At 69.5% G+C, this 14,658-nt stretch carries 15 protein-coding genes; 9 read left to right on the top strand and 6 right to left on the bottom strand.

The window, feature by feature from the left end; genetic code table 11:
- Positions 1–17 precede the first annotated feature (17 nt).
- Positions 18–395 (bottom strand): winged helix-turn-helix transcriptional regulator, encoded by a 378-nt coding sequence (locus Ato02nite_RS08360; protein WP_246606293.1) that lies wholly within the window; start codon positions 393–395, stop codon positions 18–20.
- 95 nt (positions 396–490) lie between these two features.
- Here Ato02nite_RS08360 and Ato02nite_RS08355 point away from each other — a divergent pair, with 95 nt between their 5' ends.
- From Ato02nite_RS08355 to Ato02nite_RS08345, 3 genes are all read left to right on the top strand, one after another.
- Positions 491–1,282 (top strand): alpha/beta fold hydrolase, encoded by a 792-nt coding sequence (locus Ato02nite_RS08355; RefSeq protein ID WP_213005836.1) that lies wholly within the window; start codon positions 491–493, stop codon positions 1,280–1,282.
- 67 nt (positions 1,283–1,349) lie between these two features.
- A complete protein-coding gene (locus Ato02nite_RS08350; RefSeq protein ID WP_213005835.1) occupies positions 1,350–1,697 on the top strand; it encodes a PadR family transcriptional regulator in 348 nt (115 codons plus the stop codon).
- Positions 1,694–2,713 (top strand): hypothetical protein, encoded by a 1,020-nt coding sequence (locus tag Ato02nite_RS08345; protein WP_213005834.1) that lies wholly within the window; start codon positions 1,694–1,696, stop codon positions 2,711–2,713. Before Ato02nite_RS08350 ends, Ato02nite_RS08345 begins: the two co-directional genes overlap by 4 nt.
- Positions 2,714–2,720: 7 nt before the next feature.
- Here the strand turns inward: Ato02nite_RS08345 and Ato02nite_RS08340 are convergent, their stop codons facing one another.
- Positions 2,721–4,814: a sensor histidine kinase gene (locus tag Ato02nite_RS08340; RefSeq protein WP_213005833.1), complete on the bottom strand. Its 2,094-nt coding sequence runs from the start codon at positions 4,812–4,814 to the stop codon at positions 2,721–2,723.
- 419 nt (positions 4,815–5,233) lie between these two features.
- On the opposite strand from Ato02nite_RS08340, the gene Ato02nite_RS08335 reads away from it, so the two are divergent.
- Positions 5,234–7,093: a PHB depolymerase family esterase gene (locus Ato02nite_RS08335; RefSeq protein WP_213005832.1), complete on the top strand. Its 1,860-nt coding sequence runs from the start codon at positions 5,234–5,236 to the stop codon at positions 7,091–7,093.
- Between the two features lie 26 nt (positions 7,094–7,119).
- On the opposite strand, the gene Ato02nite_RS08330 is transcribed toward Ato02nite_RS08335, so the two are convergent.
- A complete protein-coding gene (locus Ato02nite_RS08330) occupies positions 7,120–7,995 on the bottom strand; it encodes a helix-turn-helix transcriptional regulator (RefSeq protein ID WP_213005831.1) in 876 nt (291 codons plus the stop codon).
- Between the two features lie 133 nt (positions 7,996–8,128).
- On the opposite strand from Ato02nite_RS08330, the gene Ato02nite_RS08325 reads away from it, so the two are divergent.
- The 5 genes from Ato02nite_RS08325 to Ato02nite_RS08305 all read left to right on the top strand — a co-directional run bounded on the left by Ato02nite_RS08325 (position 8,129) and on the right by Ato02nite_RS08305 (position 13,202).
- A complete protein-coding gene (locus Ato02nite_RS08325; protein ID WP_213005830.1) occupies positions 8,129–9,082 on the top strand; it encodes a quinone oxidoreductase family protein in 954 nt (317 codons plus the stop codon).
- Positions 9,083–9,213: 131 nt separating this feature from the next.
- Complete coding sequence (locus tag Ato02nite_RS08320; RefSeq protein WP_438873024.1) at positions 9,214–10,842, top strand: methyl-accepting chemotaxis protein; 1,629 nt, start codon at positions 9,214–9,216, stop codon at positions 10,840–10,842.
- Positions 10,843–10,880: 38 nt separating this feature from the next.
- Positions 10,881–11,279 carry a hypothetical protein gene (locus Ato02nite_RS08315; RefSeq protein ID WP_213005828.1) on the top strand — a complete coding sequence of 133 codons (399 nt, stop codon included), beginning with the start codon at positions 10,881–10,883 and terminating at the stop codon, positions 11,277–11,279.
- 172 nt (positions 11,280–11,451) lie between these two features.
- The gene (locus Ato02nite_RS08310; RefSeq protein WP_213005827.1) at positions 11,452–12,987 is read left to right on the top strand and encodes a cellulase family glycosylhydrolase; all 1,536 of its coding nucleotides are present in this window, start codon (positions 11,452–11,454) and stop codon (positions 12,985–12,987) included.
- 53 nt (positions 12,988–13,040) lie between these two features.
- Positions 13,041–13,202: a hypothetical protein gene (locus tag Ato02nite_RS08305; protein ID WP_213005826.1), complete on the top strand. Its 162-nt coding sequence runs from the start codon at positions 13,041–13,043 to the stop codon at positions 13,200–13,202.
- On the opposite strand, the gene Ato02nite_RS08300 is transcribed toward Ato02nite_RS08305, so the two are convergent.
- Genes Ato02nite_RS08300 through Ato02nite_RS08290 form a run of 3 tightly spaced genes read right to left on the bottom strand, consistent with a single transcriptional unit; the run spans position 13,187 to position 14,618 of the window.
- Positions 13,187–13,507, bottom strand: coding sequence for a TraR/DksA family transcriptional regulator (locus Ato02nite_RS08300; RefSeq protein WP_213005825.1), 321 nt, complete (start codon positions 13,505–13,507; stop codon positions 13,187–13,189). The genes Ato02nite_RS08305 and Ato02nite_RS08300 overlap by 16 nt on opposite strands.
- A 32-nt stretch (positions 13,508–13,539) precedes the next feature.
- Positions 13,540–14,373: a CBS domain-containing protein gene (locus Ato02nite_RS08295; RefSeq protein ID WP_213005824.1), complete on the bottom strand. Its 834-nt coding sequence runs from the start codon at positions 14,371–14,373 to the stop codon at positions 13,540–13,542.
- Complete coding sequence (locus Ato02nite_RS08290; protein ID WP_213005823.1) at positions 14,370–14,618, bottom strand: hypothetical protein; 249 nt, start codon at positions 14,616–14,618, stop codon at positions 14,370–14,372. The genes Ato02nite_RS08295 and Ato02nite_RS08290 overlap by 4 nt, the downstream gene beginning before the upstream one ends.
- Between the last annotated feature and the right edge of the window lie 40 nt (positions 14,619–14,658).

The raw sequence follows: 14,658 nt of genomic DNA, 5'->3' as shown, positions 1-14,658 counted from the left end.
TGAAATAGATATTGCCGCTACGGAGATGTGCCGCCCCGCCGGGCGAAGTCATCGATGTCCGGCATGTGGCGTTCGGCCCACTCGCGCAGGGCGGCGAGCGGCTCGTCGAGCGAGCGGCCCAGGTCGGTGAGCCGGTAATGCACCCGGGGTGGGGTGGAGGGCTCCACCCGCCGATCGGCCAGGCCGTCGGCGGTCAGCGATCGCAGGGTCTGGGCCAGCATCTTGTGCGAGATGCCGGGGACGCGGCGCCGGAGCTCGGCGAAGCCCAACTCGTCCGGCTCGGCCTCGGCCAGCACCTTCACGATCATGGCGACCCACTTGCCGCCGACCCGGTCGAGCAGACGCCGGGTGGGGCAGGCCGGATCGAACAGGTCACCCCGGCGGGCAGGCACCACGGAGTTACCACCTTCCGGCGAAGTGCGTTCTTCCGCCCGATCCTAGCCGTCCTTACGGTAATCAGGTAACTGATGGTTACCAACCCGGGAGTGACATGCGCGTCGCGGCCAACGGCATCGAGATCAACGTGACGGTCGCCGGTGACGGCCCGGCGATCCTTCTGCTGCACGGGTTTCCGCACACCTGGCAGGTCTGGTCCGCGGTCATCCCCGAGCTGGCCCGCACCCGGCGGGTGATCGCGCCGGATCTGCGCGGGCTCGGCGGCACCACGCGGGCATCCGGCGGGTACGACGCGGGCACGCTCGCGGAGGACGCCCGGGCACTGCTCGACGCCCTGGACATCCCCGCCGCCGAGGTGATGGCCCTCGACCTGGGGGCGCCGCCGGCGGTGCTGCTCGCTCTGCGCCATCCCGAACGGGTCACCCGGCTGGTGGTGATGGAGGCGGTGCTCGGCGGGCTGCCGGGGGCCGAAGGCTTCACCCCGCCGTGGTGGTTCGGCTTCCACCAGGTCCCGGGCCTGGCCGAACAGGTTCTGGCCGGCCGCGAGGGGGAGTACCTCGACTTCTTCCTGCGCGCCGGCACGTTCGACGGGTCAGGTGTCGGCGGCGACCTGCGGGATGCGTTCGTCACGGCGTACACCGGGATGGAAAGCCTGCGCTGCGCCTTCGCGCACTATCGCGCGATGAGCGTGACCGCCGGCCAGATCGCGTCGGAGGCGCCGCGGCGCCTGCCGATGCCGGTGACGGCGATCGGCGCCCGGCCGGTCGGCGACGCGTTGCACCGCCAGCTGCAGCCGATCGCCGACGACCTCGACGGGCATCTCATTCCGGGGTGCGGTCACATCGTGCCGCTGGATCGCCCGCGGGCGCTGCTCGCACACCTGTAGGCGCCTGCTAGTCTGGATTCGGACTAGTAACCGATGGCGACTAGTCGGGACCGGGAGGAGCTGAGCGGTGGTGGAGGCTGATCCGGCCGGGGGATGGCTGCGCGGGGCACTGGACCTCGCGATCCTGGCCGTCCTGTCCGAGGGCGACCGCCACGGGTACGCACTGGCCCAGCGCCTGGCCGAGCACGGAGTCGGTCAGATCAAGGGCGGCGCGCTCTACCCGGTGCTCGGCCGGCTCGAGGCGGCCGGGGCGGTGGCCGCCGACTGGCAGCCGGGCGAGGGCGGCCCGGGCCGGAAGGTCTACGCCATCACCCCCGCCGGCCGCGACCGCCTCACCGCCGAGCGCGACCGGTGGCGCGCCTTCGCCGCCGCGTTCGATCGCATGCTCACCACGTCGACCGAGGAGAGCTCATGATGGCCAAGACCGAGCCGTTCGAGGGCTGGGAACTGAAGGCACGGATAGCTCTGGGTGACGAGGGCCTGGGCTACCACGCCGCAAACCCGATCATCGCGGACGTGCGCGCCCACTGCGAATACACCGGCGAGTCCCCGTACGAAGCGTTCGGTGACCCGAAGGAGTTCGCCGCGACGACGGCCGCCGAGCAGCCGCCGGAGCTGCTGGAGAAGGTCGACCGCGACGGCCTGACCCCGATGGGCCACCTGACCGGCCAGCTGTTCGTGCTGTCGCTGGCCGCCACCGTGCTGCCGCTGTTCTTCGCCGCAAAGGAACACACCTGGTCGTTCCCGGCCACCGCCGCGGCCCTCACCGGCACCGCACTGCTGATCGTGGCGTTGTTCGCGGTCCGGGGTGTCCCGCAGGCCCTGCGTGCGTCCGGCCGGCCCCACCTGGCGAAGTTCAGCTACATCGCGGCCGTGGTCTTCGGGGCGGGTGCGGCAGCGGCCTACACGGGGCTGTCCCGCGAACACCTCTTCCCCGTCCCGGCACCGGCGATCGTCGCGGTCGCGCTGGTCGGTCTTTATCTGCTGACGCGCGCCCCGAAAAAGCCCACCGAGCTCGTGCCGCACGTCGCACCCACCCCGCGGACGGCTCGGCCGACCGGCGCCGAGGCGTGGCTGACCCGCCTGACCGGCCTGCTGATCGGCCGCTACGACCTCGCCCCGGAGCGCGCCGGTGACCTCGCCCGCGAGGCCCGCGCACATGTGGCCGAGTCGGGCCGCACACCGGAGGAGGAGTTCGGCCCGGTCGAGGACTACGCGCTCGCGGTCTCCCGGCACGAGCCGATCCGCAAGGAGCCGTTCTACCGCACCCGCCCGGGCCGGATCCTCGGCGGCGCCGTGAGCGTACTGATCTGCGGCGGCGCCTTCGTGCAGTGGCTCGGTGACGGCCCCTGGTGGGCAACCTGGCTGCTGGCCTTCCCCGCCACCCTGGCGTCCCTCTGGATGCTGACCCGGACCATCCGGAGGCGTTGAGGAGCCGTCAGCCCTTCGTCGTGGCGGGGTCGATCCGATCCCGGTGCAGTGTCGTGGTGCCGCTGATGGTGTTGGGTGCGGCGGTGCGCGGAACGGTGAGTACGAAGGTGGAGCCGTGCGGGCGGTGCGGCCGGTAGGCGACGGTGATCCCGCCGGCCTGGGCGAGTCGCTGGACGAGATAGAGGCCGAGGCCGGTGCCTCGCTTGGTGAGAGCGACACCGGTGTCGGCGCGGGCGAACCTTTCGAACAGGTGCGCTACGAACGCGGGTGGCACGCCTTCGCCGTTGTCGGTGACCCGAATCTCGACGTGGCCGCGGTGGTGGGTGGCGGTGACGGTGACCGGTGGGGCGCCGTACTTGAGCGCGTTGCCGAGCAGGTTGGCGAGGATCAGCTGGAGATGGGCCGGGTCCGCGAGGGCGATTGCCTGGTCGGGGGCCAACACCTTGATGGGCTGAGCGGAGCCCGCGGCGTGCGCGGTGGCGGCTTCGGCGACAAGGTGGCTGAGGTCGACCGGTTTGGGGCGGGCGATGAGGGCGCCGGCGTCGAGTTGGGCGAGGGTGAGGATTTCGTCGACGAGTTGGTCGGCGCGGTGCCCGGCGGCGGTCATCTGCCGCACGTACCGGATCCGGTCGTCGTCGGACAGGTCGGCCCACTCCTCGATCAGCAGCTCGCCCCGGCCGATGATGCCGGTCAGCGGCTGGCGTACGTCGTGGGTCAGCATGGCCATGAAGTCGGCCATCTGAGCGTTGACCTGCTGCAGCTGTTCGGCGCGTTCGGTGAGTTCGGCCTGCTGGCGGTCGCGGGCGCGTTGCAGCGCGTGGCGTTCGGTCACGTCGATGATCTGGGTCGCGAAGAACTGCGGGCTGCCACCCGGCTCGCGGAGCAGGGCACTGGTCACCACGGCTTCGATCAGGTGCCCGTCGGCGTGCCGATAGCGTTTGTGGAGTTCGAAGCTGTCGAGCCGGCCGGCGAGGCAGTCACGCAGCACTTCCAGGCCGGTGTCTTTGTCGTCGGGATGGGTGATGTCGGCGAAGTGTTTGCCGACGAGTTCGTCGACCGGGCGGCCGAGCATCTGCGCGAATGCCGGGTTGATCCGCAGGAACCGACCGCGCGGGTCGGTGATGATCATGCCGATCCGGGAGTGGTCGAACACCTTGCGGAAGCGCTGTTCGCTGATCTGCAGCTCGCGGCGGTGCCGTCGGGCACGGGCGGCGGCCGCGACGACCAGCAGCCCCACCCCGGCGGCGGTAGCCAGCGCGGCTTGCCCGGCGATCTCGTTGCCGCGCACGGAGGCGAACAGGACGTCCTCCGGGACGGTCGCCGACAGCCGCCACGGTGTTGCGGGAATGGGCAGTGACACGTACCGCCACCACCGTCCACCGGCCTGATACCGGCCACGGTCATGGTGGGTCAGCGCGCGGGCCAGGTCCGGGTTGTCGGCGGACAGCGACGGTGTGCTGGTCCGGATGGTGTGGTTGCTGGCCGCGACCGCCCCGGCGGAGTCGGTCAGCTGCACCTGGATGCCGGCCAGCGTCCAGGCGCTGGACAGATACGCCGACAGCGGGCTGCGGGCGATCGTGACCGCGCCGGAGAACACCCGCCGTCCCGAGGTCGTGTCGAAGGGGACGGCGAACGCCACGACGAAGTCTTTCCGTACCGCCGACCGGACCACCTGCGACACCGCCGGCCGCCCGTCGTACACGGCGGTCCGCAGGTGCGCGTAGCGGCCGGTCAGGTCTCGCCCGCGCTGCGACGGATCGGGCGGCACGGCGTGCAGCAGCCGGCCGCGGGCATCCAGCAGCACGGCGGCGGGGTAGCCGAACCCGGCCACCGAGCGGGTGAAGTCCCGCTGGCTCACCACGGAATCGGCCAGCAGAGCCTGCGCCTGAACCCGCTCACGGTCGATCAGATCCGCGACGTAGCTGGCCACGAAGTCCGCCATCAGGTCCAGCCGCAGGTCGAACCGCTGCACCACGGCGGCCCGGCCCCGATTCTGCGCCCACAGCAGCGCCGCCGCGCCGCCGGCGGTCAGCAGCAACCAGATCGCCAGCGGAGCGGCCACGAACCGCCACCACACCCGCGGCAGCCAGCCAATCCGCATCCCTCAACCATCAACCGGCCCGACCATAACCGCAGCCCAATCCCGTAACCGCAACCATCGCTGGCACGGGTTGCGGTGCCGGCCGGAAGCCTCGGGAACGCTCGGCGGTGTGACATGATCGGCGGCCCCGTCGGGCGAGGGGAGGGCGAGTGCGGAGCGCACGATTGATCATCCGCCGGTTCGCCGTCAGCGACCTGGCCGACTTCCTGACGTCCCAGGCTGATCCGGTGGTGCGTCGGTACCTGCGGGGCAAGCTGCTACGAACTGGTGGTCCACCAGGCGGACCTGCGGGACCGCCTGTAGGTCCACTGTCCATGTAAAAACTTCGTTTCCGTAAGCACAAGGGTTGACTTTTCTGCCTGACGCCCCATCAGGCGGTTCTCATGGACCGTGCAGTGGGCCACATTTACGGTCGCGTCATGACTCACATCGATCGACGTCGTCTTCTGCGGGGCAGTGTCGCGCTCGCTGGTGCAGCCGCGCTCACGCCGCTGAGCAGCCCGGCGTACGCGATGGCTCCGCTCGGCGAGGCTCAACCCCTCGACGGCCGCCCTTTCCCGGCCTACGACTACACCCGCGCGAACAAGCTGCCGCGCGAGATGACCGGCTACTGGACCAAGTCGTTCGACGTCGGCGGCACGACCCGGACCGCCAAGGTGTACATCTCTCCCGCGACCCCCATCCGCGCCTACTACACGGTGATCGCGGTGCCCGACGGCACCGACACCGCCGATTTCCTTCAGTCGTCGGGCTGGCGAGACGTCGCCGACCAACGGCAGGAGGGCCTGTTCGTCCTGGAACCCGGCCCCGCCGGGTGGACCGCTGCCGAGGCGGAAGCCGACTACCTCGCCGCCGCGCTGGGCTTCTACCAGAGCAACAACTACTTCTCGATCTTCGGAGAGAACTACCTCGTCGGATACGGCGGCGGCGCCCCCGCGCTCGAGGCGTGGGCGGTCGCCAACCCCCTCAAGGTCATCGCGCAGGTGTACGTGGACTCCGCCGGCCTCAGTGCCGCCTACCTCGAGTCGTACGGGTCGCGTGAATACGACGGCCGGACGCAGTACTCACCGGTCGACTTCCCCGCCGGCTTCCGGCTCATCCGGTACGACGAGACCGTCCTGCCGACCTGGTACATCCGCCCCGACACGCGCCGAGCCGCGGCCAGCCTCGCCTATTGGAAACGTTCCAACGACACCGTGCCGTCCGGACACCACGACGACGTCCTCGGCACCGTGTATCGGCAGCGCCGCGGCTCGGACCGATGGATGACCTCACACGCCGGTCCGATCTCGAAGGTCGCCGTCCGGAAGGACCGGGCTTCCACCCGCCGGATCGTCGAGTTCCTCACCGCGTACACCCGCTACGAGAACTCCTTCGCGTACGGCAACCAGCTCTACCCGAGGGCCGACTTCCGCCGCCTCGGCATCGAGGTCCACACCATGCAGGTGGCCGGCTTCGTCCGGGAGTACCTTGTCTACCGGCCCCGCTCCGCGCGTCGCAAGGCGCCCGTCGTGTTCGTGTGGCCCGGCGACAGCCAGACCGACAAGGTCTTCGTGGACGCCACCCAATGGTGGAAGGTCGCCGACCGCGAAGGAATCATCCTCGTCATCGTCTGCGAGCAGTACAGCCGCACGTCGGTGGTGGTCAGTCACCGTGACTCGCTGGCCTTCTACCGCCAACTCCGCGACGTGATCGCGGCCCGCCACGACGTTGACACCACCCGCTTCTACTCCACCGGACAGTCCGCCGGCAGTGGCGTCACGCAGAACCTCGCCATCGCGTTTCCCGAGTACTTCGCCGCGGTCGCGTCCAGTTCCTTCCCCGCCGCCCCGAATGCCGCGGGCACGGTCACCCTTGACGGCGTGGCCTACCCCGCCCGCAGGCAGAAGATTCCCAACTACCTGATCTACGGGTACGGCGACATCCAAGGCTTCGTCGGCACCCTCTGGGACGACACGCAGAACCAGACGGACAGCTGGGCGCAGTACCACCTGGGCGTGGACGGCCTCACCCTCGCCGATGTCGACACGGTCGCCGGCCGGCGCAGCGGATTCCGCGACCGTTTCCAGACCTGGACCTGGTACGACAAGAACACTCACGCACCGATCCTCAAGCTGACCAGAAACGTCTACCGGTCGCACAACACGACCGCCGAGGAGCCACCCTTGCTCTGGGACTTCCTCAAGCACTACAGCCGAGAGATCGCCGCCGACGGCACCGTCGCCCGTTACTACAGCCCCTCCGCGTTCCGCCGCCCCGGCGACCGACGCCGCATCTGAACCACAGCACCCTTCGGGGGGAAGAGTCAGGATTGCCCGACGGGCACCGCTACCGGGGAGGGAGTGTCGATCAGCCGGGCGAGCAGTTGGAGGCGTTCACTGTCGGGGCTGTCCTCCTCGGCGGTGTAGGCGACGATCATCGGCCCGGGTGACGCGCCGGGCAGCCGGTAGGCGTCCCAGTCCAGGCTGAGTTCGCCGACGAGCGGGTGAATGATGCGCATCCGGCCGCGGGTGGTCTCCTCGATGTCGTGCCGGCCCCAGAGCGTACGGAACTCGTCGCTGTTCACCGCGAGTTCGCCGACCAGCTCCAGGGCTCGCGGGTGGTTGGGGTCGGAGGCCACCGCGGTACGCAGCATCGCGGTCAGCTCACCGACGGTCGCCGCGCGGTCGGGACAGGTCAAGTCGGCGCCCGGCTGCAGGAGCAACCACAGCATGTTCCGTGCCGGCGCCGGCAGCGCGGTGAGCTCGCCGAGCAGGGCACCGGCCAGCGGATTCCAGGCCAGCACGTCGAGGTGCCGGCCGACGACCAGCGTCGGTGCGGTCATCGTGCGCAGCAGCCGCAGGGTAGTGGCGGGCACCACCTCGGGCGTGCGACGCCGGCGTCGGTTGACCGGTCTGCGGGCGGCGGCGGCGAGCGTGTGCAGATGCCGGGTTTCCTCGGCGGAGAAGTTCAGGGCCCGCGCGAGCGCCTCGAGCACCTGCTCGGAGGGCCGCACGTCGCGACCCTGCTCCATCCGCTGGTAGTAGTCGGAGCTGACGCCGGCCAGCAGGGCGATCTCCTCCCGCCGCAGTCCGGAGACCCGGCGGCGCGGCCCGGGTTCCAGTCCCACGTCCTCCGGTCGTATCCGGGTCCGCCTGGCCTTCAGGAACTCCGCAAGCTCGCGGCGGGGATCGTCGTCCATGCCGGCCAGTATGCATCCGGTTGCCGGCCGGAAGGTGGGTCCCGTTGTCCCAGGAAACACCGGCCGACCATGTTCGCGGCGCGGCCCGTCAAGCTCGGTGCGGCAGACGTTGACGACCGAGAGGACCAGAACCATGAAAGCCGCCCAGATCTTTTCGTACGGCACACCGGACGTTCTCGCGGTGACCGACGTCGAGCGGCCCGAGCCGGGCCCGGGTCAGGTGCTGGTCGCCGTCGCGGCGTCCAGCGTGAACGGGCACGACGCACTGGTCCGCGCGGGTGCCGCGAAGATAATCTCGGGTCGCCGGTTCCCGGTCGGTGTCGGTCTGGACTTCGCCGGTTCCGTCGCCGCCACCGGCCCGGGCGTCGACAGCGTTCGGGCCGGCGATCCGGTGTGGGGCACCGTGCACCCGAGGGAGAAGCACACCATCGCGGGCGCCGCCGAGTACGTCGTCGTCGCGGCGGACCGCGTCGGCCCCATCCCCGCCGGGATGTCATCGGTGCAGGCCGCGGCGCTGGTCGTGCCCGGCATCACCGCCTTGACCGCGCTTCGCGGTGCCACTCACCTGAAAGCCGGCGAAAGTGTCCTCGTGCGTGGTGCGGCCGGCGGGGTCGGCATGGCCGCGGTCCAACTTGCTCACGCGTTCGGCGGCCGGGTCACCGCCCTGGCCCGAGACCGGCACGCCGCCGCACTCACCGATCGGGGCGCCGAACGCGTCCACGACTACCGGCACACCGCGCCGGACGAGATCGGCCTGTTCGACGTCATCGTCGACACCGTCGGCACCGACCTCGCCCGCTACCGCCGCCGACTCACCAAGAGCGGCCGGATGGTCACGGTGGGGCTGTCCGGCCCCGCCATCGCCGCGATCGCCGCGTCCACGGTCTTCGGTTCCCGCCGCATCCGCACCTTCAGTGCGGATCCACGGACTGCGCAGCTCGCCGAACTCGCCGAACAGTTCGCTGCCGGCGCGGTCGTACCGGTGATCGACGGCGTCTACCCGCTCGCCGACATCGCCTCGGCGCACCGCGCCTTCGGGAAAGGCGGCGCCCAGGGTCGGCAGATCGTGCAGATCGCAAGCTCCTGAAGTTCAGTGGAATCGATCGAAACGGAACACATCAACCGCCAGATGCTCGGATAGTGATGGGCGGTAAGAGGACGCCCGGCGGGGGCAGAAACTCTGACTTTTAGTCGAAAAGAGGGACTGTTATGGCAGCGATGACTCTTTCTGCACAGGCCGAGACCGGGGCAGGTTCCCGGCGGCGATCTCTCGCTGATCTGAGTGTCAGCGTGAAGGTTGTCGCCGCGGTCGGAACCGCCGCTCTGGTCGCGTTGATCATTGGAATTCTCGGACTGACAGCGTTGAGCAAGGCCAGCAACTCGGCCGAGCTGATCTACAGCAGCAACGTCGCCAGCATCAAGGCGGTCGGTCAGGTGAAGGCGGTCATCTTGCAGGCCCGGGTGGACACCGCGAACCAGGCATTGTCCGTGGATGCGGCTTCGACGAAGAAGTTCACCGACGCCTTCACCGCCGACCTGCAGAACTTCACCACCGCGATGGCCGCCTACCGGGCCAGCCACCCGGCGTCGGACGCCGCCCTGATCGACGAGCTGCAAACCGACTGGGACGCCTACGCCGACATCGCCACCAACAAGCTGATCCCGGCCGGCAACCGCAGCGATCTGGCCGGATGGGCCAAGGTCCGCGACTCTTCCGTGTTGCCGATCTTGACGAGACTGTTCGACAAGCTCGCCACCATGGACGGTCTGGAGACCGCGGACGCGGCGAAGAACGCCGCCGCCGCGAAGTCCGGGTACGAGTCCAGCCGGACCACCTCGATCATCACCCTGACCGTCGGCCTCGTTCTCGCGCTGGCGATCGGTGTCATCGTTGCCCGTAAGATCGTGCAGTCGCTGACCAAGGTCACCTACGTGTGTGACGGGCTCGCTGACGGTGACCTGACCCGCCATACCGGCCTCGACACCGACGACGAGCCCGGCCGGATGGCCCGTGCCCTGGACACCGCCCTGAGCCGGCTGCGGCAGACGATCGCCACCATCGAGGGATCAGCTACCTCACTGGCCGGCGCATCGGAGCAGATGAGTAGCACCGCGGCGAACATCGCCGCCTCGGCGGAGCAAACCTCGGCGCAGGCCCTCGCGGTCTCGGCTGCCGCGGAAGAGGTTTCCCGCAGCGTCGAAACGGTGTCCTCGGGCAGTGAGCAGATGGGGGCGTCGATCCGGGAGATCTCCCAGAACGCCGCCGAGGCCGCCCGGGTCGCCTCGGAGGCGGTCACGATCACCGCGAACACGTCGGCCACGATGAACAAACTCGGTGATTCGTCGGCGGAGATCGGCAACGTCATCAAGGTGATCACCGCGATCGCCGAGCAGACCAACCTGCTGGCTTTGAACGCCACTATCGAAGCGGCTCGTGCCGGGGAGATGGGTAAAGGCTTCGCGGTGGTCGCTTCCGAGGTCAAGGATCTGGCTCAGGAGACCGCCCGGGCCACCGAGGACATCTCGCGGCGGGTGCAGGCGATCCAGTCCGATACCAGCGGCGCGGTGGCCGCGATCGATGAGATCTCGACGGTGATCGAGCGGATCAGCGAGTTCCAGACCACGATCGCGTCGGCCGTGGAGGAACAGACGGCTACCACCGCGGAGATGAACCGCAGCGTCGCCGAAGCGGCCGGCGGGGCGGGGGAGATCGCGCAGAATATTACCGGGGTGGCCGAGGCTGCCCGGATGACCAGCCAGGGCGTCACCGAAACCCAGCAGGCCACCACCGAACTCGCCCGCATGTCCACCGAGCTGAGCAGCCTGGTCGCCACCTTCCGGGTCTGAGCGCGGAAAATGTCATACGCGGCCGTCATCCTGGATTCATGGCAGCCTCGGCCGCGACTCCAGCACCCGCCCGCATTGACTTGGCGATCAACGAAGCGCGTTCCAGGTTCGTTCAGCTGGTGCGGCTGACCCGCCTGAATCGCCAGGTCACGGTGATTGTCGAGCAGGGGCAGGCGGTGGCCGCCATCGTCCCCGTGGACCTCCTTGATCCCCGGCGCGACGAGCCGGACCCTGCTGCCGGCAACGCCGCCGGGTGGCTGCAGCGACTCGAGAAGGTCCGGCACGACCTGAGGGGTCAGCACGCCGCCCGGACCGCTGAGCTTCGCCAAGCACTCGACGAAGCGTGGGGCATCGTCGATCAGCTCCGACCGGCAGGGGCCGACCGGCAGATCGACATTCAACGAGCCGCCCATGCGCATCTACGCCGCAAGGACTAGGAGGTCTATCCAAGTGACAGCCCCTCGGTGATCACCCGTGTCTCCGGCCGGCATCCGGCCACCGAGGACATTCGGCTGCCTGCGACGTCTTTGACATCTTGACTTCACAAAGACCGTGGCTAACCATGTGGGAGCGCTCCCAGACATTGACGCTCTTGAAAGGGTTGTTGCCATGAGACACCGCATCGCAATAGTGGCGGCGGCCTCCGGCCTGCTTCTCGCCTGCGGGGTGGCCGCGGTGTCCACCGCATCGGCCGCCGCTGCCGGCTGTTCGGCGACCTACACGGTGGCCAGTCAGTGGCCGGGCGGATTCCAGGGCGGTGTGTCCTTCACCAATCTGGGCGATCCGCTGAGCAACTGGAAGCTCGAGTTCGACTTCCCCGCCGCCGGTCAATCGGTCGGCCAGGGCTGGAACGCGACCTTTGCCCAGTCCGGCGCCCATGTCACCGCCTCGAACATGAGCTGGAACGGTGCGGTCGCCACCGGCGGCTCCGTCTCGGTCGGTTTCATCGGCTCGTTCAGCGGCAGCAACTCGTCGCCCACCGCGTTCAGCGTCAACGGCATCGCCTGCACCGGCAGCTCCACGACCACGCCGCCGACGACCGCACCGACCACGCCGCCCACCACCGCGCCGACGACGCCGCCCACCACCGCGCCGACCACGCCGCCCACCACCGCACCGCCCGGCGGTGCCGCACCGGCCCTGCACGTGAACGGCAACAAACTCGTCACCGCCGCCGGCGCGACCTACCGGCTGCTGGGCGTCAACCGGTCCAGCGCCGAGTTCGCCTGTGTCCAGGGCAAGGGCGTCTTCGACAGCCCGCAGCCCGACCAGGCCACGGTCGACGCCATGAAGGCGTGGAACATCCACGCGGTCCGGATCCCGCTCAACGAGGACTGCTGGCTCGGCACCTACGGCACCCCGAGCGGCGCCGAATACCAGACGGCCGTGCAGGACTACGTCAACCTGCTGGTGGCCAACGGGATCAACGTGATCCTGGACCTGCACTGGAGTCACGGCGCCTACACCGGCACCACCAGCGCGTGTGCCGATGTCAACGCGACCTGCCAGAAGCCGATGCCCGACGCCCAGTACGCGCCGAAGTTCTGGTCCAGCGTGGCGACCATGTTCAAGGGCAATGACGCGGTGCTGTTCGACCTGTTCAACGAGCCCTACCCGGACGCGGCCAACAACTGGTCGGACATGACCGCGGCGTGGACGTGCCTGCGTGACGGCGGCACCTGCACCGGCATCACCTACGAGGTGGCCGGCATGCAGGACCTGGTCGACGCCGTCCGCGCCACCGGCGCCACGAACGTGCTGCTGGTTCCCGGTCTCACCTGGACCAACGATCTGACCCAGTGGCTGGCCTACAAGCCGGTCGACCCGAAGAACAACATCGTGGCGTCCTGGCACTCGTACAACTTCAACGCCTGCGTCACCACGGCCTGCTGGGACAGCCAGATCGGCTCGGTGGCCGCGCAGGTTCCGGTGCAGGCCGGTGAGATCGGCCAGGACACCTGCGCCCACGACTACATCGACAAGGTGATGGCCTGGGCGGACGCGAACGGCGTCGGCTACACCGCCTGGACGTGGAACCCATGGGGCTGCACCGGCGGCAACGTCCTGATCCAGGACTACACCGGCACCCCGACCGAGACGTACGGCTCGGGCTTCAAGGCGCACCTGCTCACCGTCCACCCGTAACGGTCAACCGGGATCCCGGCCCACGCCGGGATCCCGGCCTCCGAAGGGGCACCATGCCGCGAGGATTCCGCGTCCTCGATGGGCTTCGACCGCGCACCACCGAGACCGCGAGCAGCCGCATCCTGCGTCGCCCGGACAACTATGACGACGGCCTGACGCCCGGCGGCAACCTGCACGCGGGTCTGATACGGGCGCTGCGTCATCCGGTCTGCTGACGCTGGCACGGCACGCAGAACTGGGCGTACGGCCGGATCTCCAGCCGTTCCAGCGGGATGCCGGCGCCACAGCGTTGGCACGTCCCGTAGCTGCCCTCGGCGATGCGCCGTAGCGCCTGAGCGGTTTCGGCCACCGCTCGGCGGGTTGATTCGATCCGTGCCGTCATGGTGTCGCGGTCGTGGCCGCCCAGGTCCGGCTGTCGGCTGGAGACGGTGAGTTGGGTGAGTTCCTGGGTGTGCAGCAGGAACTGCTCTTCCAGGCTGACCCGGAGGCGGTCCAGCGGGTCGTGGACGGTGCTGGTCATGTGACGGGTCCTTTCACGGTTTGACGCCGGGTTCATCGCAGCGCCGCCGACCTCGCGGTGCTCTGTTCGGCGTGGACCGGCCGGCGCCCGATCCACCGGCCGTGCGCCGGGTCGCGCCGGGTCGCCGGGGCCGCGTCCCGGACGGTGTGGTCCGGAATTACAACCAGCCGGTCGACGATGCCGGTGACACCGGGGACCGCCTCGGTCAACCGGGCGGCCGCGACGGCCGTCGTCCTGTCTGCGACCCGCCCGGTGAGCATGACGACACCGTCGTCGACGGTGGCCTGGACCGTGCCGGGTGGGATCGTCAGCGTGTGACCGAGGACGCGGTGCATCACCTCATCACGGATGACGGCGTCGAGCCGGGCGTGGATCTTCAGAAGGTCCGATCGGGTGATGATGCCCCGCAGCCGATGGTTGCCGTCGACCACCAGCAGCCGGCCGACGTCGCCGCGGTACATCATTCTGGCCGCCGCGGGCAGCGACGCGTCGACGGCGATGGTCAGCGGTGGGCCGCTCATCACCTCGGCCGCGGTGCCCTCCGGCCAGCGCACGCTCGGTGGCACCCACCGGCGCCACCGAGCGCTGCGGGGCGAGGCTTCCGGCGTACCGATCTCGATCTTCTTGTGCAGGTCGGTCCACGAGACCACGCCGAGCACGACGTCGAAGGTGTCGACGATCGGCACGGCGCTGATCTCGCGCTCGGCGAGCAGGGTGACGATTTCCGCGACCGAGGCGTCGACGGGGGCGGTGGTCACCTCGGTGGTCATCACGTCGCGTACGCGCCACTGGGGCATGGTGCTCCTCTCCTGCAGCGACCGGGTCGCACCGTGGAACGGCAGCCGGTCGGCGGTGACAGCGGTCATGATCTGACCCGCTCGGAACGGTCGCCGGCCGGCGACGTCGGCCCCCGCGGTTCGGCGCGGTGGCGGTAGATCAGTTCGGCCCGGGCATACCGGCGCAGCCGGTACATGCCGGCCAACGCGGCGACGACCAGAACGAACACCAGCGCCTCGATCACGCCCCGACTCACCAGCAGCGTCACCGCCGACAGGACGACGGCGGCGCCCGCGGCGAGCGCCCATGACACTCGGAGATTGCGGAATCGCATGTCTTTCCTCCCATCCGATCGACCTCAATGCTCACCCGGC

Source organism: Paractinoplanes toevensis (genome assembly GCF_018332695.1).
GTDB classification, from domain to species: Bacteria; Actinomycetota; Actinomycetes; order Mycobacteriales; family Micromonosporaceae; genus Actinoplanes; species Actinoplanes toevensis.
Note: the sequence above shows the minus strand (reverse complement) of the source record. Positions and strands in the feature narration are given on the sequence as shown.

Coding starts and splice junctions, on each gene's coding strand:
- Ato02nite_RS08355 (WP_213005836.1), top strand. CDS start 491: ATGCGCGTCGCGGCCAACGGCATCGAGATCAACGTGACGGTCGCCGGT.
- Ato02nite_RS08345 (WP_213005834.1), top strand. CDS start 1,694: ATGATGGCCAAGACCGAGCCGTTCGAGGGCTGGGAACTGAAGGCACGG.
- Ato02nite_RS08340 (WP_213005833.1), bottom strand. CDS start 4,814: ATGCGGATTGGCTGGCTGCCGCGGGTGTGGTGGCGGTTCGTGGCCGCT.
- Ato02nite_RS08335 (WP_213005832.1), top strand. CDS start 5,234: ATGACTCACATCGATCGACGTCGTCTTCTGCGGGGCAGTGTCGCGCTC.
- Ato02nite_RS08330 (WP_213005831.1), bottom strand. CDS start 7,995: ATGGACGACGATCCCCGCCGCGAGCTTGCGGAGTTCCTGAAGGCCAGG.
- Ato02nite_RS08325 (WP_213005830.1), top strand. CDS start 8,129: ATGAAAGCCGCCCAGATCTTTTCGTACGGCACACCGGACGTTCTCGCG.
- Ato02nite_RS08320 (WP_438873024.1), top strand. CDS start 9,214: ATGACTCTTTCTGCACAGGCCGAGACCGGGGCAGGTTCCCGGCGGCGA.
- Ato02nite_RS08315 (WP_213005828.1), top strand. CDS start 10,881: ATGGCAGCCTCGGCCGCGACTCCAGCACCCGCCCGCATTGACTTGGCG.
- Ato02nite_RS08310 (WP_213005827.1), top strand. CDS start 11,452: ATGAGACACCGCATCGCAATAGTGGCGGCGGCCTCCGGCCTGCTTCTC.
- Ato02nite_RS08305 (WP_213005826.1), top strand. CDS start 13,041: ATGCCGCGAGGATTCCGCGTCCTCGATGGGCTTCGACCGCGCACCACC.
- Ato02nite_RS08300 (WP_213005825.1), bottom strand. CDS start 13,507: ATGACCAGCACCGTCCACGACCCGCTGGACCGCCTCCGGGTCAGCCTG.
- Ato02nite_RS08295 (WP_213005824.1), bottom strand. CDS start 14,373: ATGACCGCTGTCACCGCCGACCGGCTGCCGTTCCACGGTGCGACCCGG.
- Ato02nite_RS08290 (WP_213005823.1), bottom strand. CDS start 14,618: ATGCGATTCCGCAATCTCCGAGTGTCATGGGCGCTCGCCGCGGGCGCC.